This is a genomic window from Geobacter sp. (assembly GCF_030834625.1).
Lineage (GTDB): Bacteria > Desulfobacterota > Desulfuromonadia > Geobacterales > Geobacteraceae > Geobacter.
Map to the genome: position 1 here is coordinate 19820 of NZ_JAUQXO010000066.1, position 16816 is coordinate 36635.

Genomic DNA, 16816 nt, shown 5'->3' on the forward strand with positions numbered 1-16816 from the left:
GCTCCCCCATGTACGTCGTCATCCTCGCCGGCGGCTCCGGCACCCGTTTCTGGCCCCTGTCGCGCAAACTTCACCCGAAACAGCTCATGTCGGTTTTCGGCGGCAAGTCGATGCTCCAGCGGACCGTGGAGCGCGTTCTTCCCCTGAATCCCAAGCGGATCCTCGTAGTCACCAATCACCTGCAGGCCGAGGAGACCAGGCGCCAGCTGGAGTACCTGCGGGGGGTCCGGGTCGAGGTGATCGAGGAGCCCCTGGGGCGCAATACGGCCCCGGCCATTTGCCTTGCCGCCACCCTCATCGCCCGGCACGACCCCGAAGCAGTGATGGCGGTGCTTCCTGCCGACCATTTCATCCGCGACGAGGATGAATTCTGCGCAACCATTCAGAAAGGGAGGGAGGCGGCCCTGAACGGCTACCTGGTCACCCTCGGGATCGCTCCGGACCGCCCAGAGACCGGCTACGGCTACATTGAGGCCGACAAGGAACTACGGGGCGAGGGGCCCTACCCGGTAAAGCGCTTCGTGGAGAAACCCGATCGGGAGCGTGCCCTGGAGTTCCTTGCCGCGGATACGTTTTACTGGAACAGCGGCATGTTCCTCTGGCGGACCGACGTGATCCTCGACCAGCTGGTGGCCCACATGCCGGAGCTGGCCCGGGCCTTTGCCGGTATCACCTTTTCGCCTGACATCTGGGAACCGGCCGACCTGGCCCCCCAGATTGAGGCGGTCTACGCCATGGTCAGGGGTGAGTCCATCGATTACGGCGTTATGGAGAAAGCGGACAATGTGGCGATGATCCCGGCCGCCTTCGGCTGGAGTGACGTGGGGAGCTGGAGCGCGCTCCCCGATGTGATGGAGTCCGACACCGCCGGGAACGTGGTGATCGGCGCGTCGGAGACGGTTATTGCCGATGCGACCGGCTGCATCGTCCGTGGCGAGAAGCTCATGGCCCTCGTCGGCGTTCGGGACCTCGTCGTGGTGGACACCCCCGACGCCCTGCTGGTCTGCGCACGGGAACGGGCCCAGGAGGTGAAGAAAGTTGTGGAGGAGCTGGAGCGGCGCGGTCTGAAGCGCTACCTCTGATCTGCTCTCGGGGCGCCGCCTCCGGCCCCGCGCCCACCACCCCTCGGGAGTCCCATGCCGTCGTCATTTGAGTTCATCCTCCTCGGAGTGTCGTTCCTCCTGCTGGTGAGCATCCTTGCCAGCAAGGTGTCGAGCCGGCTCGGGATCCCATCGCTCCTTCTCTTCCTGGGCGTCGGCATGCTGGCCGGTTCCGACGGACCCGGAGGGTTCCATTTCGACGACCCCCGTCTCGTGCAGTCCTTCGGGGTCGTGGCCCTGGCCTGCATCCTTTTCTCCGGAGGCCTCGACACCTCCTGGCGCTCCGTCAGGCCGGTCATTCGCCAGGGGCTTTCCCTCTCCACTCTCGGAGTTCTCATCACCGCCCTTCTCATGGGGTGGTTTGCCGTCACCTTCCTCGATTTTTCCCTGTTCGAAGGGTTCGTTCTCGGTGCCATCATTTCTTCCACCGACGCGGCGGCGGTCTTCGCGGTGCTCCGTTCCCGCAGCGTCTGCCTGCGGGGCAATCTCAAGCCGCTTCTGGAACTGGAGTCGGGAAGCAACGACCCCATGGCGGTCTTCCTGACCACCGGTTTCATTATGCTCGTCACCCAGCCGGCCGCCAACCCCTGGGCCCTCGTGCCACTGGCGGTCTGGCAGATGGCCTGCGGCGCCGCCGTCGGCTACCTCCTGGGAAGGGGTGGCGTTATCCTTGTGAACCGTCTGCGCCTTGAGTATGACGGGCTCTACCCGGTCCTGACCCTGACCCTCGTACTCCTCACCTACGGGGTCGCGGCAGTCGTGGGGGGAAACGGGTTTTTGGCGGTTTATGTGACCGGCATCGTCATGGGGAACAGCGATTTTGTTCACAAGAAGAGCCTGACCCGGTTTCACGACGGGCTTGCCTGGCTCATGCAGATTGCCATGTTTCTCATCCTGGGGCTCCAGGTGTATCCGTCGCGGCTGGTACCCATCGTCGGAGTTGGGCTCGCGGCCGCGGCGTTCCTCATGCTTGTGGCACGGCCGGCGAGCGTTTTCATCGCTCTTGCTGCCACCGGCCTCTCCCTCCGGGAAAAGCTCATGGTGTCGTGGGTGGGACTCAGGGGTGCGGTCCCCATCATCCTCGGGACGTTTCCCTTCCTGTCCGGCATGGCCATGGCCGACACCATCTTTCACATCGTTTTCTTCATCGTGTTCACCTCCGCACTCCTGCAGGGGGCATCGCTTCCCCTGGCGGCACGCTGGCTCGGCCTTGAGGACCCCTGCCCGCCGGGGCGCCGGGTGCGCCTCGATTTCGAATCCCTGGATCAGGGGAGGGGAGACTTGGTAGAGGTGGAGATTCCTGCCGACTCCTTCGCGGTGGGGAGGCAGATCGTGGAACTGGGGCTTCCCCAGGGGACTCTCGTGGTGCTGATCACCCGGCAGGACGATTTCGTCGTCCCCAGCGGCGGGACGGTGCTGGCCGCGGGCGATGTCCTCCATTTCCTCGCCCGGCACGAGGTCCTGGCCGAGGTTCAGGCTCTTCTGTCCCGGAAGGGGGCGCCCTGATACCCCTGACGGGCTTGAGTTTTGCCTGACGGCATGGTAGTACCCTTGAGGGGGATCGAATCTGAGGGAGTTTGACGAGAGACAGCAATGAGTTACGAAGTCCTCAAAGATATGGAGATCCTTTTCGGTCTGGCGGTGTTCACGGTGGTGCTCCTGCGCCGCCTCATGTTCCCCTCCATCATCGGCTTTCTCGCCACCGGCATCCTGGCCGGCCCCTATGCCCTCGGGCTCATCAAGGACACCCACCAGGTGGAGCAGATGGCCGAGATCGGGGTTGTGCTGCTCCTCTTCACCATCGGCATCGAGTTTTCCCTCAAGGAACTGATGCGGATCAAGCACCTGGTCTTCTGGGGGGGGGGGATGCAGGTGGGGTTCACCATCCTCATCGTGGCGCTGCTGGGCTTGGCATTTGGCATTCCACTCCCCCAGGCCACCTTTTTCGGCTTCCTCGTGGCCCTCTCCAGCACTGCCATCCTCATGAAACTTCTCATGGACAACGGGGAGATGGATACCCCCCACGGCAAGATGGCCCTGGGCATCCTGATTTTCCAGGATCTCTGTGTGGTGCCGCTCATGCTCTTTACCCCCTTCCTGGCCGGAGCAGGCAACGGCTGGACGGGAATTTTTCTCGTGTCGGCCAAGGCGGTGGCCGTCGTGGTGGTGGCCCATTTCGGAGCCCGGTTCGCGGTTCCCTGGATTTTCGAGCAGGTGGTGAAGGCCCGCAGCCGTGAGCTCTTCATCCTGACCATCATCTTTATCGGGTTCGGCACCGCCTGGCTCACGGCCCAGGTGGGACTGTCGCTGGCCCTCGGGGCCTTCATCGCCGGCCTCGCCATCTCCGAATCGGAGTACAGCCACCAGGCCCTGGGAGACATCATCCCCTTCCGCGACGCCTTCATGAGCCTCTTCTTTATCTCCGTCGGAATGCTTTTGGACCTCTCCGTCCTGGTGAAGCATCCGCTGCTGGTGGGCTCCCTCGTCCTGACCATCCTGGTGGTCAAGTTTCTGGTCACGGGGGGGGCGGCCGTGGCCATGGGCGTTCCTGCCCGCGTCGCCATCGTGGCGGGGCTTGCCCTGGCCCAGATCGGTGAGTTCTCCTTCATCCTCTGCCAGACGGGCATGCAGCACGGCCTTCTCTCCAAGGAACACTACCAGGTCTTTCTGGCTGCCTCCGTGGCCACCATGGCCCTCACCCCCCTCTGCCTGAAGATCGGCGCGCCGGTGGCCGCCTGGCTGGTGGGTATCCTGCCGGCTCCCCTGACCCGGGGGCGGGGGGTCCTGGCGGGAAAGGAGAAGAAGCTCACCCTCTCGGACCACGTGATCGTGATTGGCTATGGCGTCAACGGCAAGAACCTCTCCCGGGTGCTCAAGGTTCAGAAGATACCCCACGTGGTCATCGAGACCAATCCCTTTACCGTCTCCACCGAAAAGAGCAAGGGGACCCGCATCATGTTCGGCGACGCCACGCGACCCGAGGTCCTGACCCATGCCGCCGTGGAGCGGGCCCGCATCATCGTCATTGCCATTTCCGACGCCGCCGCCAGCCGCCGGGTCGTGGCCCAGGCGCGGCAGATGAACCCAACGATTCACATCATCGTCCGGACCCGTTACATCGCCGAGATGGAACCGCTCTACAAGATAGGGGCAAACGAGGTGGTGCCCGAGGAGTTCGAGACCTCCATCGAGATTTTTTCGCGGGTGCTGCGCAACTTCCTCGTTCCCCACGACCAGATCGACCACTGCGTCGCCGAGATCCGGAGTGGTTCCTACGACATGTTCCGCACCCTGAGCCGCCGCCACAGCCACGCAGTCGGCATCGCCGGCTACCTGACCGGCGCCGAGATCGGCACCTTTCGGGTGAAGAAGGGGGCACCTCTTGAGGGTGAAAGCCTCCGACAGGGAACCCTCCGCAGCCGGTCGGGTGCTTCACTGCTGGTCATCAAGCGGGGGGAGGAGGTGACCCCCAATCCCGACCCGGTGTGGGTGCTGCAGGAAGGAGACATCGTGCTGCTCCTTGGTACGCCGGAGCAGCTGGGGGCCGCGGCGCGGCTCTTCGAGTCGCCGGCGGGAAACAGGAAGCCGGAAGCGGCTCAGGCTTCGAGCGCGCACTGACACGACGCAACCGACAGGAGGAAACAATGAAAAAAGTTCTCGTAACCTACTACTCCCGCAGCGGCAACACCGAGAAGATGGCGCGGATGATCGCCGACGGGCTTTCGACGAAGGATCTGGCGGTGGACCTGAAGACGGTGGAAGAGGTGGACATCGACACGCTCCCTTCCTACGACGGCTTCATCATCGGCTCCCCCAACTACTTCGGCACCATGGCCTGGCCCGTGAAGAAGTTCGTGGATGAAAGCGTCAAGTACTTCAAGAGGCTGGACGGCAAAGCGGCCGCCGCCTTCACCTCCGAGGGGATGATCGGCGGCGGTGGCGACACCGTAGTCCTCGACATACTCAAGGCGTTCCTCATCCATGGCTGTATCGTCCAGGGACTGACCAGCGCCGGCCATTACGGACCCGTGGCCGTGGGTGCCCCCGACGGGCGGATCGCCAACGAGGTGGTGGTGATGGTGGAGAAATTCGCGGCACTAGTGAACAGGATCTGATGACGGCCGGAGATGTCCAAAGCGGGATCAGGGGGCTGGAAACTGCCCGCCACTGCCGGGAGCTGATCGAGCAGTGGCTCGCCGACGGGAGCTTTGACGCAAGGCTACCCGAAGTGGCCCGTCTGCGTGGCGTCCCCCAGCCCGAGCAGTACCACGCCGAAGGGGACGCATGGAACCACACCATGCTCGCCATGGACGCCGTCCCCGACGATGCCGACCCCCGCGTCTTCTGGGGGGTTCTCCTCCATGACATCGGCAAGGCCGAAACTACCGCCTTCATCAGGGGGCGGTGGCGCTCCTGGGGGCACTCAGAAGCCGGTGCCGACCTAGTGACAGCCATCATGGAGCGGCTCGGCCTCCCGCAGTTCGCCGCCGATGTGGCGTGGCTCGTCAAGCATCACACCTTTCACTTTACCTGGAACCTTACTCCCGGCGCCCGTCTCTCCCCCAAACAGCGCCGGTTCATGGAGCACCCGCTCTTCCCGCTGCTTCTGGAAGTGTGTGACGCCGATGCCGCCGGTTCCCGGGGCGGAAGCGACAAGGGGGTGAAGATCGGGCAGTTGGCCGACATGTACGGCGACGTGACGAAAGGATGGGCGGAGCCCTGAGGAGGTATATCATGTTCGGGAAAGCGGGAATCATCGCCGTCACCCTGCTTGCGTTGGCGCCGTGTGCCGCCGGCGCCACCGACACCGGAACCATGATCTGCAAGGGTGGCATCGTCTCCATCGGTGACGCCATCCCCCAGGTGCTCCAAAAGTGTGGCCCCCCTGCCTTCTCCACCCAGCGCGATCAGGTGGAAGTCGGCGGCAGCACCAAACCCGGAGTCACCCGGACGTTTACGCGGATCACCGTCGACGACTGGACCTACAACTTCGGGTCGAACGAGTTCATGTACCGGGTCATCTTCGAGAACGGCAACGTGGCGCGGATCGAGAGCCTGGAATGGGGATACTGAAGAGGAAACCATGGGACAGACGTTCAGACCGCGCCGGCCGGGAAAGCCGGCAGAAAAGACTCAGGCAGAGCTTGACGAGATGGTGCGGCGCATGCGGGGAGAGCAGACTTCATCAGACAATTACCGGGAGCAGTCGCTGAAGATTCACGGCTGGATCTGCGCCAAGTGCGGCCGGGAGTTCGATCTTGCCAACCTGCACCTCCTCACGGTGCATCATCGGGATGGGAATCATGATCGGAACCCCCCCGACGGGAGCAACTGGGAGAACCTCTGCGTCTGGTGCCACGAGGACGAGCACAGCCGGGGAGTGCTGGGGGATTACCTGAGCGGCGGAGATATGGGGGACAAATGAAAAAGCCCCGGTCTGAAGAGGCCGGGGCTTTCGTGCGTCTGGAGTATGTTGTGCCGAAGCGTAGCGGGAGGCTACTTTCCCTTCCCCGTGAGCCGCACTAATGCTTCCATATACTTTTCTCCCGTCTTCTGAACGATCTCGGCGGGGAGCGGCGGGGCAGGGGCGGTCTTGTTCCAGTCAAGGGTCTCCAGGTAGTCCCGCAGGAACTGCTTGTCGAAGGAGGGCTGGGCCCCGCCCGGCTTGTAGCTGTCCTTGGGCCAGAATCGGGAGGAGTCCGGCGTCATGCACTCGTCGATGAGAATCAGCTCGCCGTTGTGGATGCCGTACTCGAACTTGGTGTCGGCGATGATGATCCCCTTGGCGTCGGCGATGTCCCGGGCCCGCTTGTAGATGGCGATGGTGACGTCGCGCACCTTTTCGGCCAGTTCCTTACCCACCAGTTCGACCATCGTGTCGAAGGAGATGTTCTCGTCGTGGGTGCCGAGTTCAGCCTTGGTGGAGGGGGTGAAGATCGGCTCTTCCAGCTTGTCCGATTCCACGAGCCCCGCCGGGAGTTTGATGCCGCAGATGGCGCCGGTGGCCTTGTAGTCCTTCCAGCCCGACCCCGAGATGTAGCCGCGCACGATGCACTCCGCCGGCAGGGGCTTTGCTTTCTTGACCAGCATGGAGCGCCCTTCCAGGTCGGCGGCGTACTTCTGGCACTGGGCCGGGAAGTCCTTTACCTCGGTGGAGATGATGTGGTTCGGGATGATGTCCTCCATCTGGCGGAACCAGAAGGTGGAGATCTGGGTCAGCACGTATCCCTTGTCAGGGATCCCCTCATTCATGATGACGTCGAAGGCGGAAATCCGGTCGGTGGTGACGATGAGCAGGGCGTCGCCCAGGTCGTAGATGTCGCGGACCTTGCCGCGGGCCACAAGCTTCAGATCGGGGAAGTCGGTCTTGAGAACCAGGTTTGCCATGGCTCAGTCTCCTTTTGTTCGTAATCGTGTGATGGTGCCCGCTACGTATCCTTGAGGGCTGGGTTGATGTCGATCTTTGCCTTGGCGCGCAATTCCTTGAGCCACTTCTGAAGCTCCTCTTCCTGTTTCACCGGGAGGAGTTCCTGTTTGATCTTCTCCTTTTCGGTCGGGAAGGCGGCTGCGTTCAGCTCGGTGCGCTCCTTGAGCCTGACGGCGATCCAGCGGTTGCCAACTTTGATGGGGTTCTGGGGTGCAGCCGCCTTGTCGGTCAGAGTGAAGGCAGCCTCCATGAGTTCAGGGGAGGTCCCTGCCACCGGAACGTTCCCTTTGGCATCGAATCCAAAGCTTCCGGTCTCCTGCAATGCGAGACCTTTCGTGTCTCCCTTGGCGAGTTTCGCCTGGGCCTCCTCGGCCTTCTTCTTGGCCAGTTCCACCGCCCTGACGGCCTTGGCCTTATCCTCGACCTTGGCGCGGATCTGGGCCAGGGGCGGCACTTCGGCAGCCTTGCGCTCCTTGAGCTTCAGGATGTAGATTCCTTTCGGTGTTTCCACCGGACCACCCAGTTCGTTCTGTTTGAGAAGAAAGGCCCGCGACAGCACCTCTTTTTCGCCGGCCAGGGCCGGTGCGGGAGACTGGCCAGTGAAGAGCGGCGTTTCGTTGACGGCGCCGCCCAGTTCCCGGGCTATGGCGGCCAGATCACCGGCTGCCTTGTGCTTGTTCAGGGAGGCGGCGGCAAGCTCGTAGGCCTTCTGCCCCGCATGGAAGCGGCGGGCGTCGGCCTTCACCTGCTCCTTGACCTCGGCCAGGGGGAGGATGCCGCCCTTGCCCTGGTAGCGGTCGATGTGCTTCTGGTACCAGGACTGGATGTCGGCCTCGGTCACCTCCAGGTTGCCGGCCACCTTGGCCGGGTCGGCGAGGACGAAGGAGACGCTTATCTGCTCAGGAGTCTTGAAATCGTTCTGGTTCTTGGCGAGGAAGTCGGTGAGTTCCTGGTCGGAGAGCTTGATCTCACCCTTTACCTCTTCGGGAGAGTAGGAGGCGAACTGGAGGCTTATCCGGTCGTTCTTTTTCCGGAAGAGCTGCCGTGCCGCATCGTCGGTGACCTGGACCTTTGCCTTGATCTGGTCCTGGGCCTTCTTCACCATGAGCTCGTCTTTCTGGCTTGCCTCGAACTCCTTGGGGGTAATCCGGTTCGCCTTGAGGACCTGGAAATACTGTTCGGAATTGAAGGCGCCGTTCTTCTGGAAGGCGGGTATGGCGGCGACGGCCTTTTGCACGTCATCCTTCGACACCTTTATATCCATTTCCTTGGCGGCGCTGCGCACCAGGGCCGCGTGGATGAGGGAGTCGAGGGCCTGCTTCTTCAGGTTGAGCTGCTTTTCTACCTCGGGGGTGAGGGCCGGGCCGTAGATCTGGGCGTAGATGTCGCGCAGACGGTAGTAGGTCCGCTGGAACTCTTCGTAGCTGATCTTTGTGCGATCCACCTTGACGGCGTAGCTCGACGGGGTGAGTCCCCCATCGCCCTTCCCCCAGACGAGGAAGATGGTGCCGATGAAGCTGAGAACGATGATTCCGAAAACCACCTTGATGACGATCGACTGCTTGTACTTGCGCATGATGCCGAGCATTCGCGAGAACTCCTTTGCGTTCGCAGAAATCGGTGCCGTAACCCGTTAAACAATGGGTCCGCATACTACTATAACCCGCCTCCCAAAAGCAACATGATTGCGTGGCGTCAGCTTTTCCCCCTTGCATGCTCAGGGGGTTTCTGCTACGATGCAACGCTTCGAAAAAGCTCACTTTCGCCCATGAATGGAAGGGATTAATGCATGCTTAAAATATTCGACGCCCTCTTCGGGCTTTTCTCCAACGACTTGGCCATAGACCTCGGAACTGCCAACACCCTTGTCTACCTTAAAGGGAAGGGGATCGTGGTCCGCGAGCCTTCCGTTGTTGCCGTGCAGAAGATGAACAACGGCCAGCAGAAGGTCCTTGCCGTCGGCATGGAGGCAAAGAAGATGCTCGGCCGGACGCCGGGGAGCATCACTGCCATCCGCCCCATGAAGGACGGAGTCATTGCCGACTTCGACATCACAGAGGAGATGCTCCGCTACTTCATCCACAAGGTCCACAACCGCAAGACCCTGGTCCGCCCGCGGATCGTCATCTGCGTCCCCTCGGGGATTACCCAGGTGGAGAAGCGGGCCGTGAAGGAGTCGGCGGAGTCGGCCGGCGCCCGGGAGGTCTACCTCATCGAGGAGCCCATGGCGGCTGCCATCGGGGCGGGGCTGCCCATCACCGAAGCCTCCGGCAACATGATCGTCGACATCGGCGGGGGGACCACCGAGGTGGCGGTCATCTCCCTGGCCGGCATCGTCTACACGAGGAGTGTCCGGGTGGGTGGCGACAAGATGGACGAGGCTATTGTCCATTACATCAAGCGCAAGTACAACCTCCTCATCGGTGACCGGACCGCCGAGCTCATCAAGATCGAGATCGGCGAGGCCTACTCGTTGGGCGACGTTCGGCCCATGGAGGTGAAGGGGCGCGATCTGGTCTCCGGCATCCCGAAGACCGTGCAGATCAACTCCGACGAGATCCGCGAGGCCCTCTCCGAGCCGGTCAACGCCATCGTGGAGGCGGTGAAAATCTGCCTCGAGCGGACTCCGCCCGAACTGGCGGCCGATATCGTGGACAAGGGAATCGTGCTGGCTGGCGGCGGGGCGCTGCTCCGTAACCTGGATGCGTTGCTCCGCGAGGAGACGGGTCTGCCGGTCGTAACCGCCGAGGACCCCCTCTCCTGCGTTGTTCTTGGTTCCGGCAAGGTCCTTGACGAGCTGAACCTGCTCCGCCGGGTGGCTGTCTCGTCCTGACCATGTGTATCTGCCGCGCGTCCAGCGCGGCAGCAGTCCAGCGAAAACCGCATCGATGCCGCGTCGGCAGGAGCAGTCATGACTCCACCGACGGGCTGTCCGTGCGGTTTCCGCGTTTTTCCCGACCCGCCGCTCAGGCCATTTGCCCTCGGGCGTGACAATTCCCCATGGCACCCTTTGACGTCGACATACTCATCCCCGTCTGGAACAGGCCCGTTGAAACCCGCAACTGCCTGGTTACCCTCATGGACATCACACCCTCAGCCCGCTTCATCCTCATCGACAATGGCAGCGACCGGGAGACCGAACGGCTCCTTGAGGAGTTTGCCGACATATTGGGGGAACGGGCACTTTCCCTGAAAACCAGCGCCAATCAAGGCTTCGTCAAGGCGGTGAACCGGGGCCTCGCCCAGGTCGAGGCTCCCTTTGCTGTCATCGTGCGGAACACGACGCTGGTTGCGGGGGGATGGTTGGAGCCAATGGTCGAGCTGGCCAATTCCCGCTCCGATGCAGGAATCATCGTGCCGCGCCTGGAACGTGAGGGGGGGCAGGGACGCCGGAAACGGGCCACTCTCTCCTCCAAAACGGTTACTGAGGTATCCCACGGTTCCTTTGCTGCCCTTCTGCTCCGCAGGGAGCTGATGGAGCGCCAGGGGGGCTTCGACGAAGAACTCGACGGCGGACTCTGGTGCCTCAGGGACTTTTCCCGCCGTGCCCTCCGGAACGGGTATCTGACCTTTGCCGCCGAGGGGGTGGCGGTCACCTACGCTGACGAGGTTCTCTTCGGCTCCATTGTCCGCAGGGAGGAAACCGTGCGCCGGAGCGCCGAAACCTGCGAGGCCCGGTGGGGGCGTGAGGACGCCTTCTGCGTCTACTTCCCCAAGGACGTCGAGCCCGAAGCGGTACGTGAGAAGCTCGACATCATCCTGAAGGGCGCCCGGATGGGGTACCGCTTTACCGTCATTGTTCATCCGACGCTTCATAAGGTCCTCGTCGAGACCGGACACGGTTCTCTTCACCGCTCTATCAACATGGTGCTCCTCCCGCGCTTCTTTGCCACCGGCGAAATCCGCAAGATCATCGGCCGGCTCCTGGCGGCACGGGGCGACATGGTGACCGTCGCCGGTGTCGACGGTCTTTCCATCCCGGGGGTGGAGGGGGCTAAATCCTTTGGCTGGCTTGGGGATGTGATCCGGCACCGGGAAGGGGCACTGTACCACCCCGGTCCCCCTGAGTGAAATCGGGTGACACCTCCGGCCGATTCGGCTAGATTAGACAACCACGCTGCTTTCCAGGAGGATGCGATGATCGAGGAAATCACGACCCAGCTCCGGTCCCACCGCGAGGTCATGGAGACGGTGGAGCGGGAGCTTGCGCCGCGGATCGCGGCGTTCGCCGGGATGCTCATCACGGCCCTGGGGGGGGGTAAGAAGCTCCTCGTCATGGGGAACGGGGGGTCAGCGGCCGATGCCCAGCACTTTGCCGCCGAGATCGTCGGCCGCTTCAAGATGGAGCGCCGGGGGCTGCCGGCCGTGGCGCTTACCACCGATACCTCGATCCTCACCGCCATCGGCAACGATTACGGCTTTGACGCCATCTTCCGCCGCCAGGTGGAGGCCTTGGCCGACGAGGGGGACGTGGTGGTGGGCCTTTCCACCAGCGGATCGTCCAGGAACGTGTACGAGGCCCTCGCCCTCGCCAACGACCGCGGCTGCATCACCGTGGGGCTCCTGGGGCGCGACGGCGGGACAATCCGGGGGATCGTCGACCTGGAACTCACCGTGCCGAGCGGTGATACCCCCCGCATCCAGGAAGCGCACATCACTATCATCCACATTGTCTGCGACCTGGTGGAGAAGGGGCTTTTTGCATGAACTACCGTCCTGTCGATCTCGCGGGGGTCTCTACCTATCCCATCGCCGAGCGGAAGAACAAGGTGAGCATCCGGAACGACTTCGCCGGTCCGATCGCCGCGGGAATGAGCGTTGCCGGTCTTATGGCTGCACTGCCGCGGCAGCTGGGCGCCGAGGCCCTCACCGGCGTTGCTGACGCCGTGGTGGCTGCCCGGGCCAAGGGAAAGCCGGTCATTCTCGCCATGGGTGCCCATGTGATCAAGTGCGGCCTCCAGCCGGTGCTGAAGAAGCTCATCGAGGCCGACGTGATCACGGCGGTGGCCCTGAACGGCGCCGGCTCTATCCATGACTACGAACTGTCGCTCATCGGTGAGACGAGCGAGGACGTGGGGGCGGTTCTCCACTGCGGCACCTTCGGCATGGCCGAAGAGACCGGCCGCGACATCAACCGGGCCCTGAAGGAGGGGCTTGCCCGGGGGATGGGGTACGGCGAGGCGGTGGGGCGCTTCATCATCGAGAACGGGAACCCCTTCCGGGAGTGGAGCCTCATGGCGACCTGCGTGGAGCGGGATATTCCCCTCACGGTCCATGTGGCCCTCGGCACCGACATCATCCACCAGCATCCTGCCGCCGATGGCGCGGTCATCGGCGAGGCCACCTTCCGGGACTTCCGGCTTCTCACCTCCGTGGTGGCCGATCTCGGCGACGGCGGGGTCTACCTCAATGTGGGGAGCGCCGTGCTGCTCCCCGAGGTATTCCTCAAGGCCCTCTCCATCGCCCAGAACCTGGGGCACCACGTGGACCACTTCTCCACCGCCAACTTCGACATGCAGCAGCACTACCGCCCCCTGCAGAACGTGGTGAAGCGTCCCACGTCGGGGAAGGGGCGCGGCTACACCGTCACCGGCCATCACGAGATCATGATCCCGCTTTTGGCTGCGGCGATTTTGGACCGGCTGAACTGAACAAGGGCGGGTCGTGCGCCCAGCCGATCAGGGCGCCCTACGGGGAGCCATTAGAGAGGACGTATGGAACGCAAAAACGTCGAATCACTCTTCGCCCATGCGCGGGATATCAACGCCCTCATCATCGGCGACCTGATGCTTGACGAGTACCTCTGGGGAAGGGCCGAACGGATATCCCCCGAGGCCCCGGTGCAGGTGCTGGATGTGACCCGCGAGGAGATCCGCATCGGCGGCGCCGGCAACGTGGCCAACAATCTGGTGGCCCTGGGGTGCCGGGTGAGTGTGGCCAGCGTCGTGGGGGGGGACGAGAACGGTACGATCCTCCTCCATGCATTCTCCGGCAAGGGGGTCGACGTGTCGGCGGTATTCGAGGACCCGTTGCGGACCACGAGCCGCAAGACCCGTGTTGTGGCGGCCAACCAGCAGATCGTCCGGATCGATCGGGAGTCCCGTGACCCCATCGGCGCCGACTACGAGCAGAAGATTGTCGGCTACCTTCGGGAGCAGGGGGATCGGTTCAACGTCATCCTCGTTTCCGACTACCTCAAGGGTGTTCTCACGCCGTCGCTCCTGGCCGCGGTGATCGCCTTTGCCCGGGAGCGGAAGATTCCGGTGGTGGTGGACCCCAAGGGGAGCGACTACGCCAAGTACCGGGGCGCCACGCTCCTTACCCCGAACCGCAAGGAGGCGGAAACCGCCTCGGACATCGCCATTCGCGACGAGGAGGGGCTCTGCCGGGCCGGCGCGCGGCTTCTGGAAGCGGCTGACCTCACGGCGCTGGTCATCACCCGGAGCGAGGAAGGGATGTCCCTCTTCCTGCGGGATGGCGGCGTGGTTCACATCCCGACCTTTGCCCGGGAAGTTTTCGACGTGACCGGCGCCGGCGACACGGTGCTGGCGGTGCTGGGGCTTGCCCTCGCCGGGGGGGTGGGGTTCGCCGATGCGGCCCGTCTTGCCAACGTTGCGGCGGGAATCGCCGTCGGCAAGGTGGGGACCTCCACGGTTTCGCCCGCCGAGATTGTCGGCTCCCTGGGGTTTCAGCATGGCGACAGCGACACCAAGATCAAGAACCTGGATGTCCTGGCCGGTATCATCGAGGCGGAAAAGGCCCGGGGCAGACGGATCGTCTTTACCAATGGCTGCTTTGACCTCCTCCACGTGGGACACGTGAAGTACCTGCAGAAGGCGAAGAGTTTCGGCGACGTCCTGGTACTGGGGCTTAACAGCGATGCCTCGGTGCGCCGGCTCAAGGGGGAGAAGCGCCCCCTCATTGGCGAGGCAGAACGGGCCCACATCCTGGCGGCCCTCGACTGCATCGACTATGTGGTGATCTTCGACGAGGATACCCCCCTGCGCCTCATCGAAACCCTGAAGCCGGCGGTCCTCGTCAAGGGGGGAGACTACACCCCGGAAGGGGTCGTGGGGAAGGATGTTGTGGAGTCCTATGGTGGCCGGATCGAGCTCGTTACCTTCGTGGATGGTCGCTCCACCACGAACATCATCGACAAGATCCTGAGGGCCTACGGTGACGAGTGAAAAGGGGAGGACGGCCGTCTTTCTCGACCGTGACGGCACCATCAACGTGGAGAAGGAATACCTCCACCGGGCCGAGGAGTTCGAGTTCGTTCCCGGCGCGCCGGAGGCCATCCGGCTCCTGAAGGAAGCCGGCTTCCTGGTGGTGGTGGTGACCAACCAGTCGGGGGTGGCCCGGGGCTACTACGACGAGGCGGCGGTCCACCGCCTCCACCGCTTCGTGGATCTGGAGCTGGCAACGGTCGGCGCCTCCGTCGACGCCTACTACCTCTGCCCTCACCACCCTCACCACGGCATCGGACCGTACCGCACCGAATGCGCCTGCCGCAAGCCCCTCCCCGGAATGCTCCTCAGTGCTGCTGCGGATCTGGGGATCGACCTCTCCCGCTCCTGGATCGTCGGGGACAAGGCGGCCGACGTGGAGGCGGGGCTGGCCGCCGGGTGCCGAACGATTCTTGTCAGGACCGGCTATGGCGCCGCGGAAGAGCACCTGGTGCCGCCCGACGTGACGGTCTGCGATGACATCTTCGCCGCCGCCCGGGCGATCATCACGCACCTGCGGAGCTGATGGCAAACGGAAGAGAGGCAGGGGGGAGTTACGGTTTGACGCATTTCTCCCTGTCGTGCTATAGCTGTTCAGTCAAAGGACTATTTTTATTTAACGAGTTACGGAGTTTACGATGGCCATCAAGAAGGGGATCGTCCTCGCCGGCGGAGCCGGCAGCCGCCTCTATCCGCTTACGCTTGTCGCCAGCAAGCAGCTGCAGCCGGTCTACGACAAGCCGATGATCTACTACCCCCTGGCGACTCTCATGATGGCCGGGATCAGCGACATCCTCATCATCTCCACCCCCCACGACACACCCCGTTTCCAGGCGCTCCTCGGCGACGGCTCCCGCTGGGGGATCAGGCTCTCCTACAAGGTTCAGCCCGAGCCCAAGGGGATCGCCCAGGCATTCCTCGTGGGGGAGGAGTTCATTGCCGGCGATCCGGTATGCCTCATCCTCGGCGACAATATATTCTACGGCAAGATGGGGCTCGACAGGGCCATACGCGAGTTCGTGGGGGGGGCTCTCATCTTCGGTTACTACGTGAACGACCCCGATCGGTATGGGGTGGTGCAATTCGATGCCACCGGCAAGGCCATCGGAATCGAAGAGAAGCCGGCGGCTCCCAAGAGCAATTACGCCGTGCCGGGGCTTTATCTGTACGACGGAAAGGTGTCAGAGATCGCCCGCAACCTGGCACCGTCCCCCCGGGGAGAGCTGGAAATCACCGACGTTAACCTGGAGTACCTGCGCCGCGGCGAACTCATGGTGGAGAAGCTCGGCAGGGGGATCGCCTGGCTCGACACCGGCACCCACCAGAGTCTCCTGGAGGCATCCCATTTCATCGGCACCCTGGAGGCCCGGCAGGGGCTCAAGATCGCCTGCCTCGAAGAGATAGCCCTTCGGAGGGGGTACATCGACTGCCGGAAGATGGAGGAGGTGATTGCCGCGACCCCAAACTCCTCGTACCGGGAATACCTGGTGAGGGTCCACAACGAAACCGAACTGTGCGGCGGGAGGGACGATGCAAAATTTTCCTGAGTTCAAAAAGGGGAAGATCAACGACGTGGTGGTCCGCCCCCTCGCGAAATTCCTGGACGAGCGGGGATGGCTCGCGGAGCTGTTCCGCAGCGACGAAACCGATCCGGCCACCATGCCGACCATGGCCTATCTCTCCATGACCCAGCCCGGCGTGGCCCGCGGACCCCACGAGCACGTGGACCAGACCGACTGGTTCTGCTTCATCGGCCCCTCCAACTTCAAGGTCTATCTCTGGGACGCCCGGCCCGGTTCTGCCACTTTCGGGGTCAAACAGACCCTCTACGCCGGCATCGACGCGCCCATGGCCGTGATCGTACCCCCCGGCGTGGTCCATGCCTACAAGAACGTCGGCGGGGAGAACGGGATCGTGTTCAACGCGCCGAACCGCCTCTACGCCGGCGAAGGAAAAAAGTCGCCGGTGGACGAGATCCGTCATGAGGAGGTTGAGGGCTCACCCTTCACCCTCGATTGACCGCTTGAACGTCCTCGATGGCACAACAGCCAGCTCCCTGAGAG

Annotated in this window: 17 protein-coding genes; 15 read left to right on the forward strand and 2 right to left on the reverse strand. The window is 63.3% G+C overall.

Annotation, left to right across the window (positions count from 1 at the left end; genetic code table 11):
* Positions 1-8: 8 nt before the first annotated feature.
* The 7 genes from RCH91_RS15710 to RCH91_RS15740 all read left to right on the forward strand — a co-directional run bounded on the left by RCH91_RS15710 (position 9) and on the right by RCH91_RS15740 (position 6525).
* Positions 9-1082 (forward strand): mannose-1-phosphate guanylyltransferase, encoded by a 1074-nt coding sequence (locus tag RCH91_RS15710; RefSeq protein ID WP_306535930.1) that lies wholly within the window; start codon positions 9-11, stop codon positions 1080-1082.
* A gap of 54 nt (positions 1083-1136) precedes the next feature.
* Positions 1137-2606: a potassium/proton antiporter gene (locus tag RCH91_RS15715; protein WP_306535931.1), complete on the forward strand. Its 1470-nt coding sequence runs from the start codon at positions 1137-1139 to the stop codon at positions 2604-2606.
* Positions 2607-2693: 87 nt separating this feature from the next.
* Positions 2694-4718 (forward strand): monovalent cation:proton antiporter family protein, encoded by a 2025-nt coding sequence (locus RCH91_RS15720; protein WP_306535932.1) that lies wholly within the window; start codon positions 2694-2696, stop codon positions 4716-4718.
* A 26-nt stretch (positions 4719-4744) separates the two neighbouring features.
* Positions 4745-5215: a flavodoxin family protein gene (locus RCH91_RS15725; protein ID WP_306535933.1), complete on the forward strand. Its 471-nt coding sequence runs from the start codon at positions 4745-4747 to the stop codon at positions 5213-5215.
* Entirely contained in the window at positions 5215-5823 is a 609-nt protein-coding gene (locus RCH91_RS15730; RefSeq protein ID WP_306535934.1) for an HD domain-containing protein, read from the forward strand. Before RCH91_RS15725 ends, RCH91_RS15730 begins: the two co-directional genes overlap by 1 nt.
* An 11-nt stretch (positions 5824-5834) precedes the next feature.
* A complete protein-coding gene (locus tag RCH91_RS15735; protein WP_306535935.1) occupies positions 5835-6173 on the forward strand; it encodes a DUF2845 domain-containing protein in 339 nt (112 codons plus the stop codon).
* A gap of 10 nt (positions 6174-6183) precedes the next feature.
* On the forward strand, positions 6184-6525 hold the full coding sequence (locus RCH91_RS15740) for a YajD family HNH nuclease (RefSeq protein ID WP_306535936.1): 342 nt from the start codon (positions 6184-6186) through the stop codon (positions 6523-6525).
* Positions 6526-6596: 71 nt separating this feature from the next.
* On the opposite strand, the gene RCH91_RS15745 is transcribed toward RCH91_RS15740, so the two are convergent.
* Both RCH91_RS15745 and RCH91_RS15750 read right to left on the reverse strand, forming a co-directional pair.
* The gene (locus tag RCH91_RS15745) at positions 6597-7487 is read right to left on the reverse strand and encodes a phosphoribosylaminoimidazolesuccinocarboxamide synthase (protein WP_306535937.1); all 891 of its coding nucleotides are present in this window, start codon (positions 7485-7487) and stop codon (positions 6597-6599) included.
* A gap of 41 nt (positions 7488-7528) precedes the next feature.
* Positions 7529-9115 carry a peptidylprolyl isomerase gene (locus tag RCH91_RS15750; RefSeq protein WP_306535938.1) on the reverse strand — a complete coding sequence of 529 codons (1587 nt, stop codon included), beginning with the start codon at positions 9113-9115 and terminating at the stop codon, positions 7529-7531.
* A 201-nt stretch (positions 9116-9316) separates the two neighbouring features.
* Between RCH91_RS15750 and RCH91_RS15755 the strand changes: the two genes are divergently transcribed.
* The 8 genes from RCH91_RS15755 to RCH91_RS15790 all read left to right on the forward strand — a co-directional run bounded on the left by RCH91_RS15755 (position 9317) and on the right by RCH91_RS15790 (position 16772).
* Entirely contained in the window at positions 9317-10360 is a 1044-nt protein-coding gene (locus RCH91_RS15755) for a rod shape-determining protein (protein WP_306535939.1), read from the forward strand.
* A 167-nt stretch (positions 10361-10527) separates the two neighbouring features.
* Positions 10528-11598, forward strand: coding sequence for a glycosyltransferase family 2 protein (locus RCH91_RS15760; RefSeq protein WP_306535940.1), 1071 nt, complete (start codon positions 10528-10530; stop codon positions 11596-11598).
* Positions 11599-11664: 66 nt separating this feature from the next.
* Positions 11665-12234, forward strand: a complete 570-nt coding sequence (locus RCH91_RS15765) for a D-sedoheptulose 7-phosphate isomerase (RefSeq protein ID WP_306535941.1) — start codon at positions 11665-11667, stop codon at positions 12232-12234.
* Positions 12231-13178, forward strand: coding sequence for a hypothetical protein (locus RCH91_RS15770; protein WP_306535942.1), 948 nt, complete (start codon positions 12231-12233; stop codon positions 13176-13178). The genes RCH91_RS15765 and RCH91_RS15770 overlap by 4 nt, the downstream gene beginning before the upstream one ends.
* Before the next feature lie 63 nt (positions 13179-13241).
* Entirely contained in the window at positions 13242-14714 is a 1473-nt protein-coding gene (gene rfaE1 / locus RCH91_RS15775; protein WP_306535943.1) for a D-glycero-beta-D-manno-heptose-7-phosphate kinase, read from the forward strand.
* Positions 14704-15279, forward strand: a complete 576-nt coding sequence (gene gmhB, locus RCH91_RS15780; RefSeq protein WP_306535944.1) for a D-glycero-beta-D-manno-heptose 1,7-bisphosphate 7-phosphatase — start codon at positions 14704-14706, stop codon at positions 15277-15279. Before rfaE1 ends, gmhB begins: the two co-directional genes overlap by 11 nt.
* 112 nt (positions 15280-15391) lie before the next feature.
* A complete protein-coding gene (rfbA, locus tag RCH91_RS15785; protein ID WP_306535945.1) occupies positions 15392-16300 on the forward strand; it encodes a glucose-1-phosphate thymidylyltransferase RfbA in 909 nt (302 codons plus the stop codon).
* Positions 16284-16772, forward strand: coding sequence for a dTDP-4-dehydrorhamnose 3,5-epimerase family protein (locus RCH91_RS15790; RefSeq protein ID WP_306535946.1), 489 nt, complete (start codon positions 16284-16286; stop codon positions 16770-16772). The genes rfbA and RCH91_RS15790 overlap by 17 nt, the downstream gene beginning before the upstream one ends.
* Positions 16773-16816: the final 44 nt, after the last annotated feature.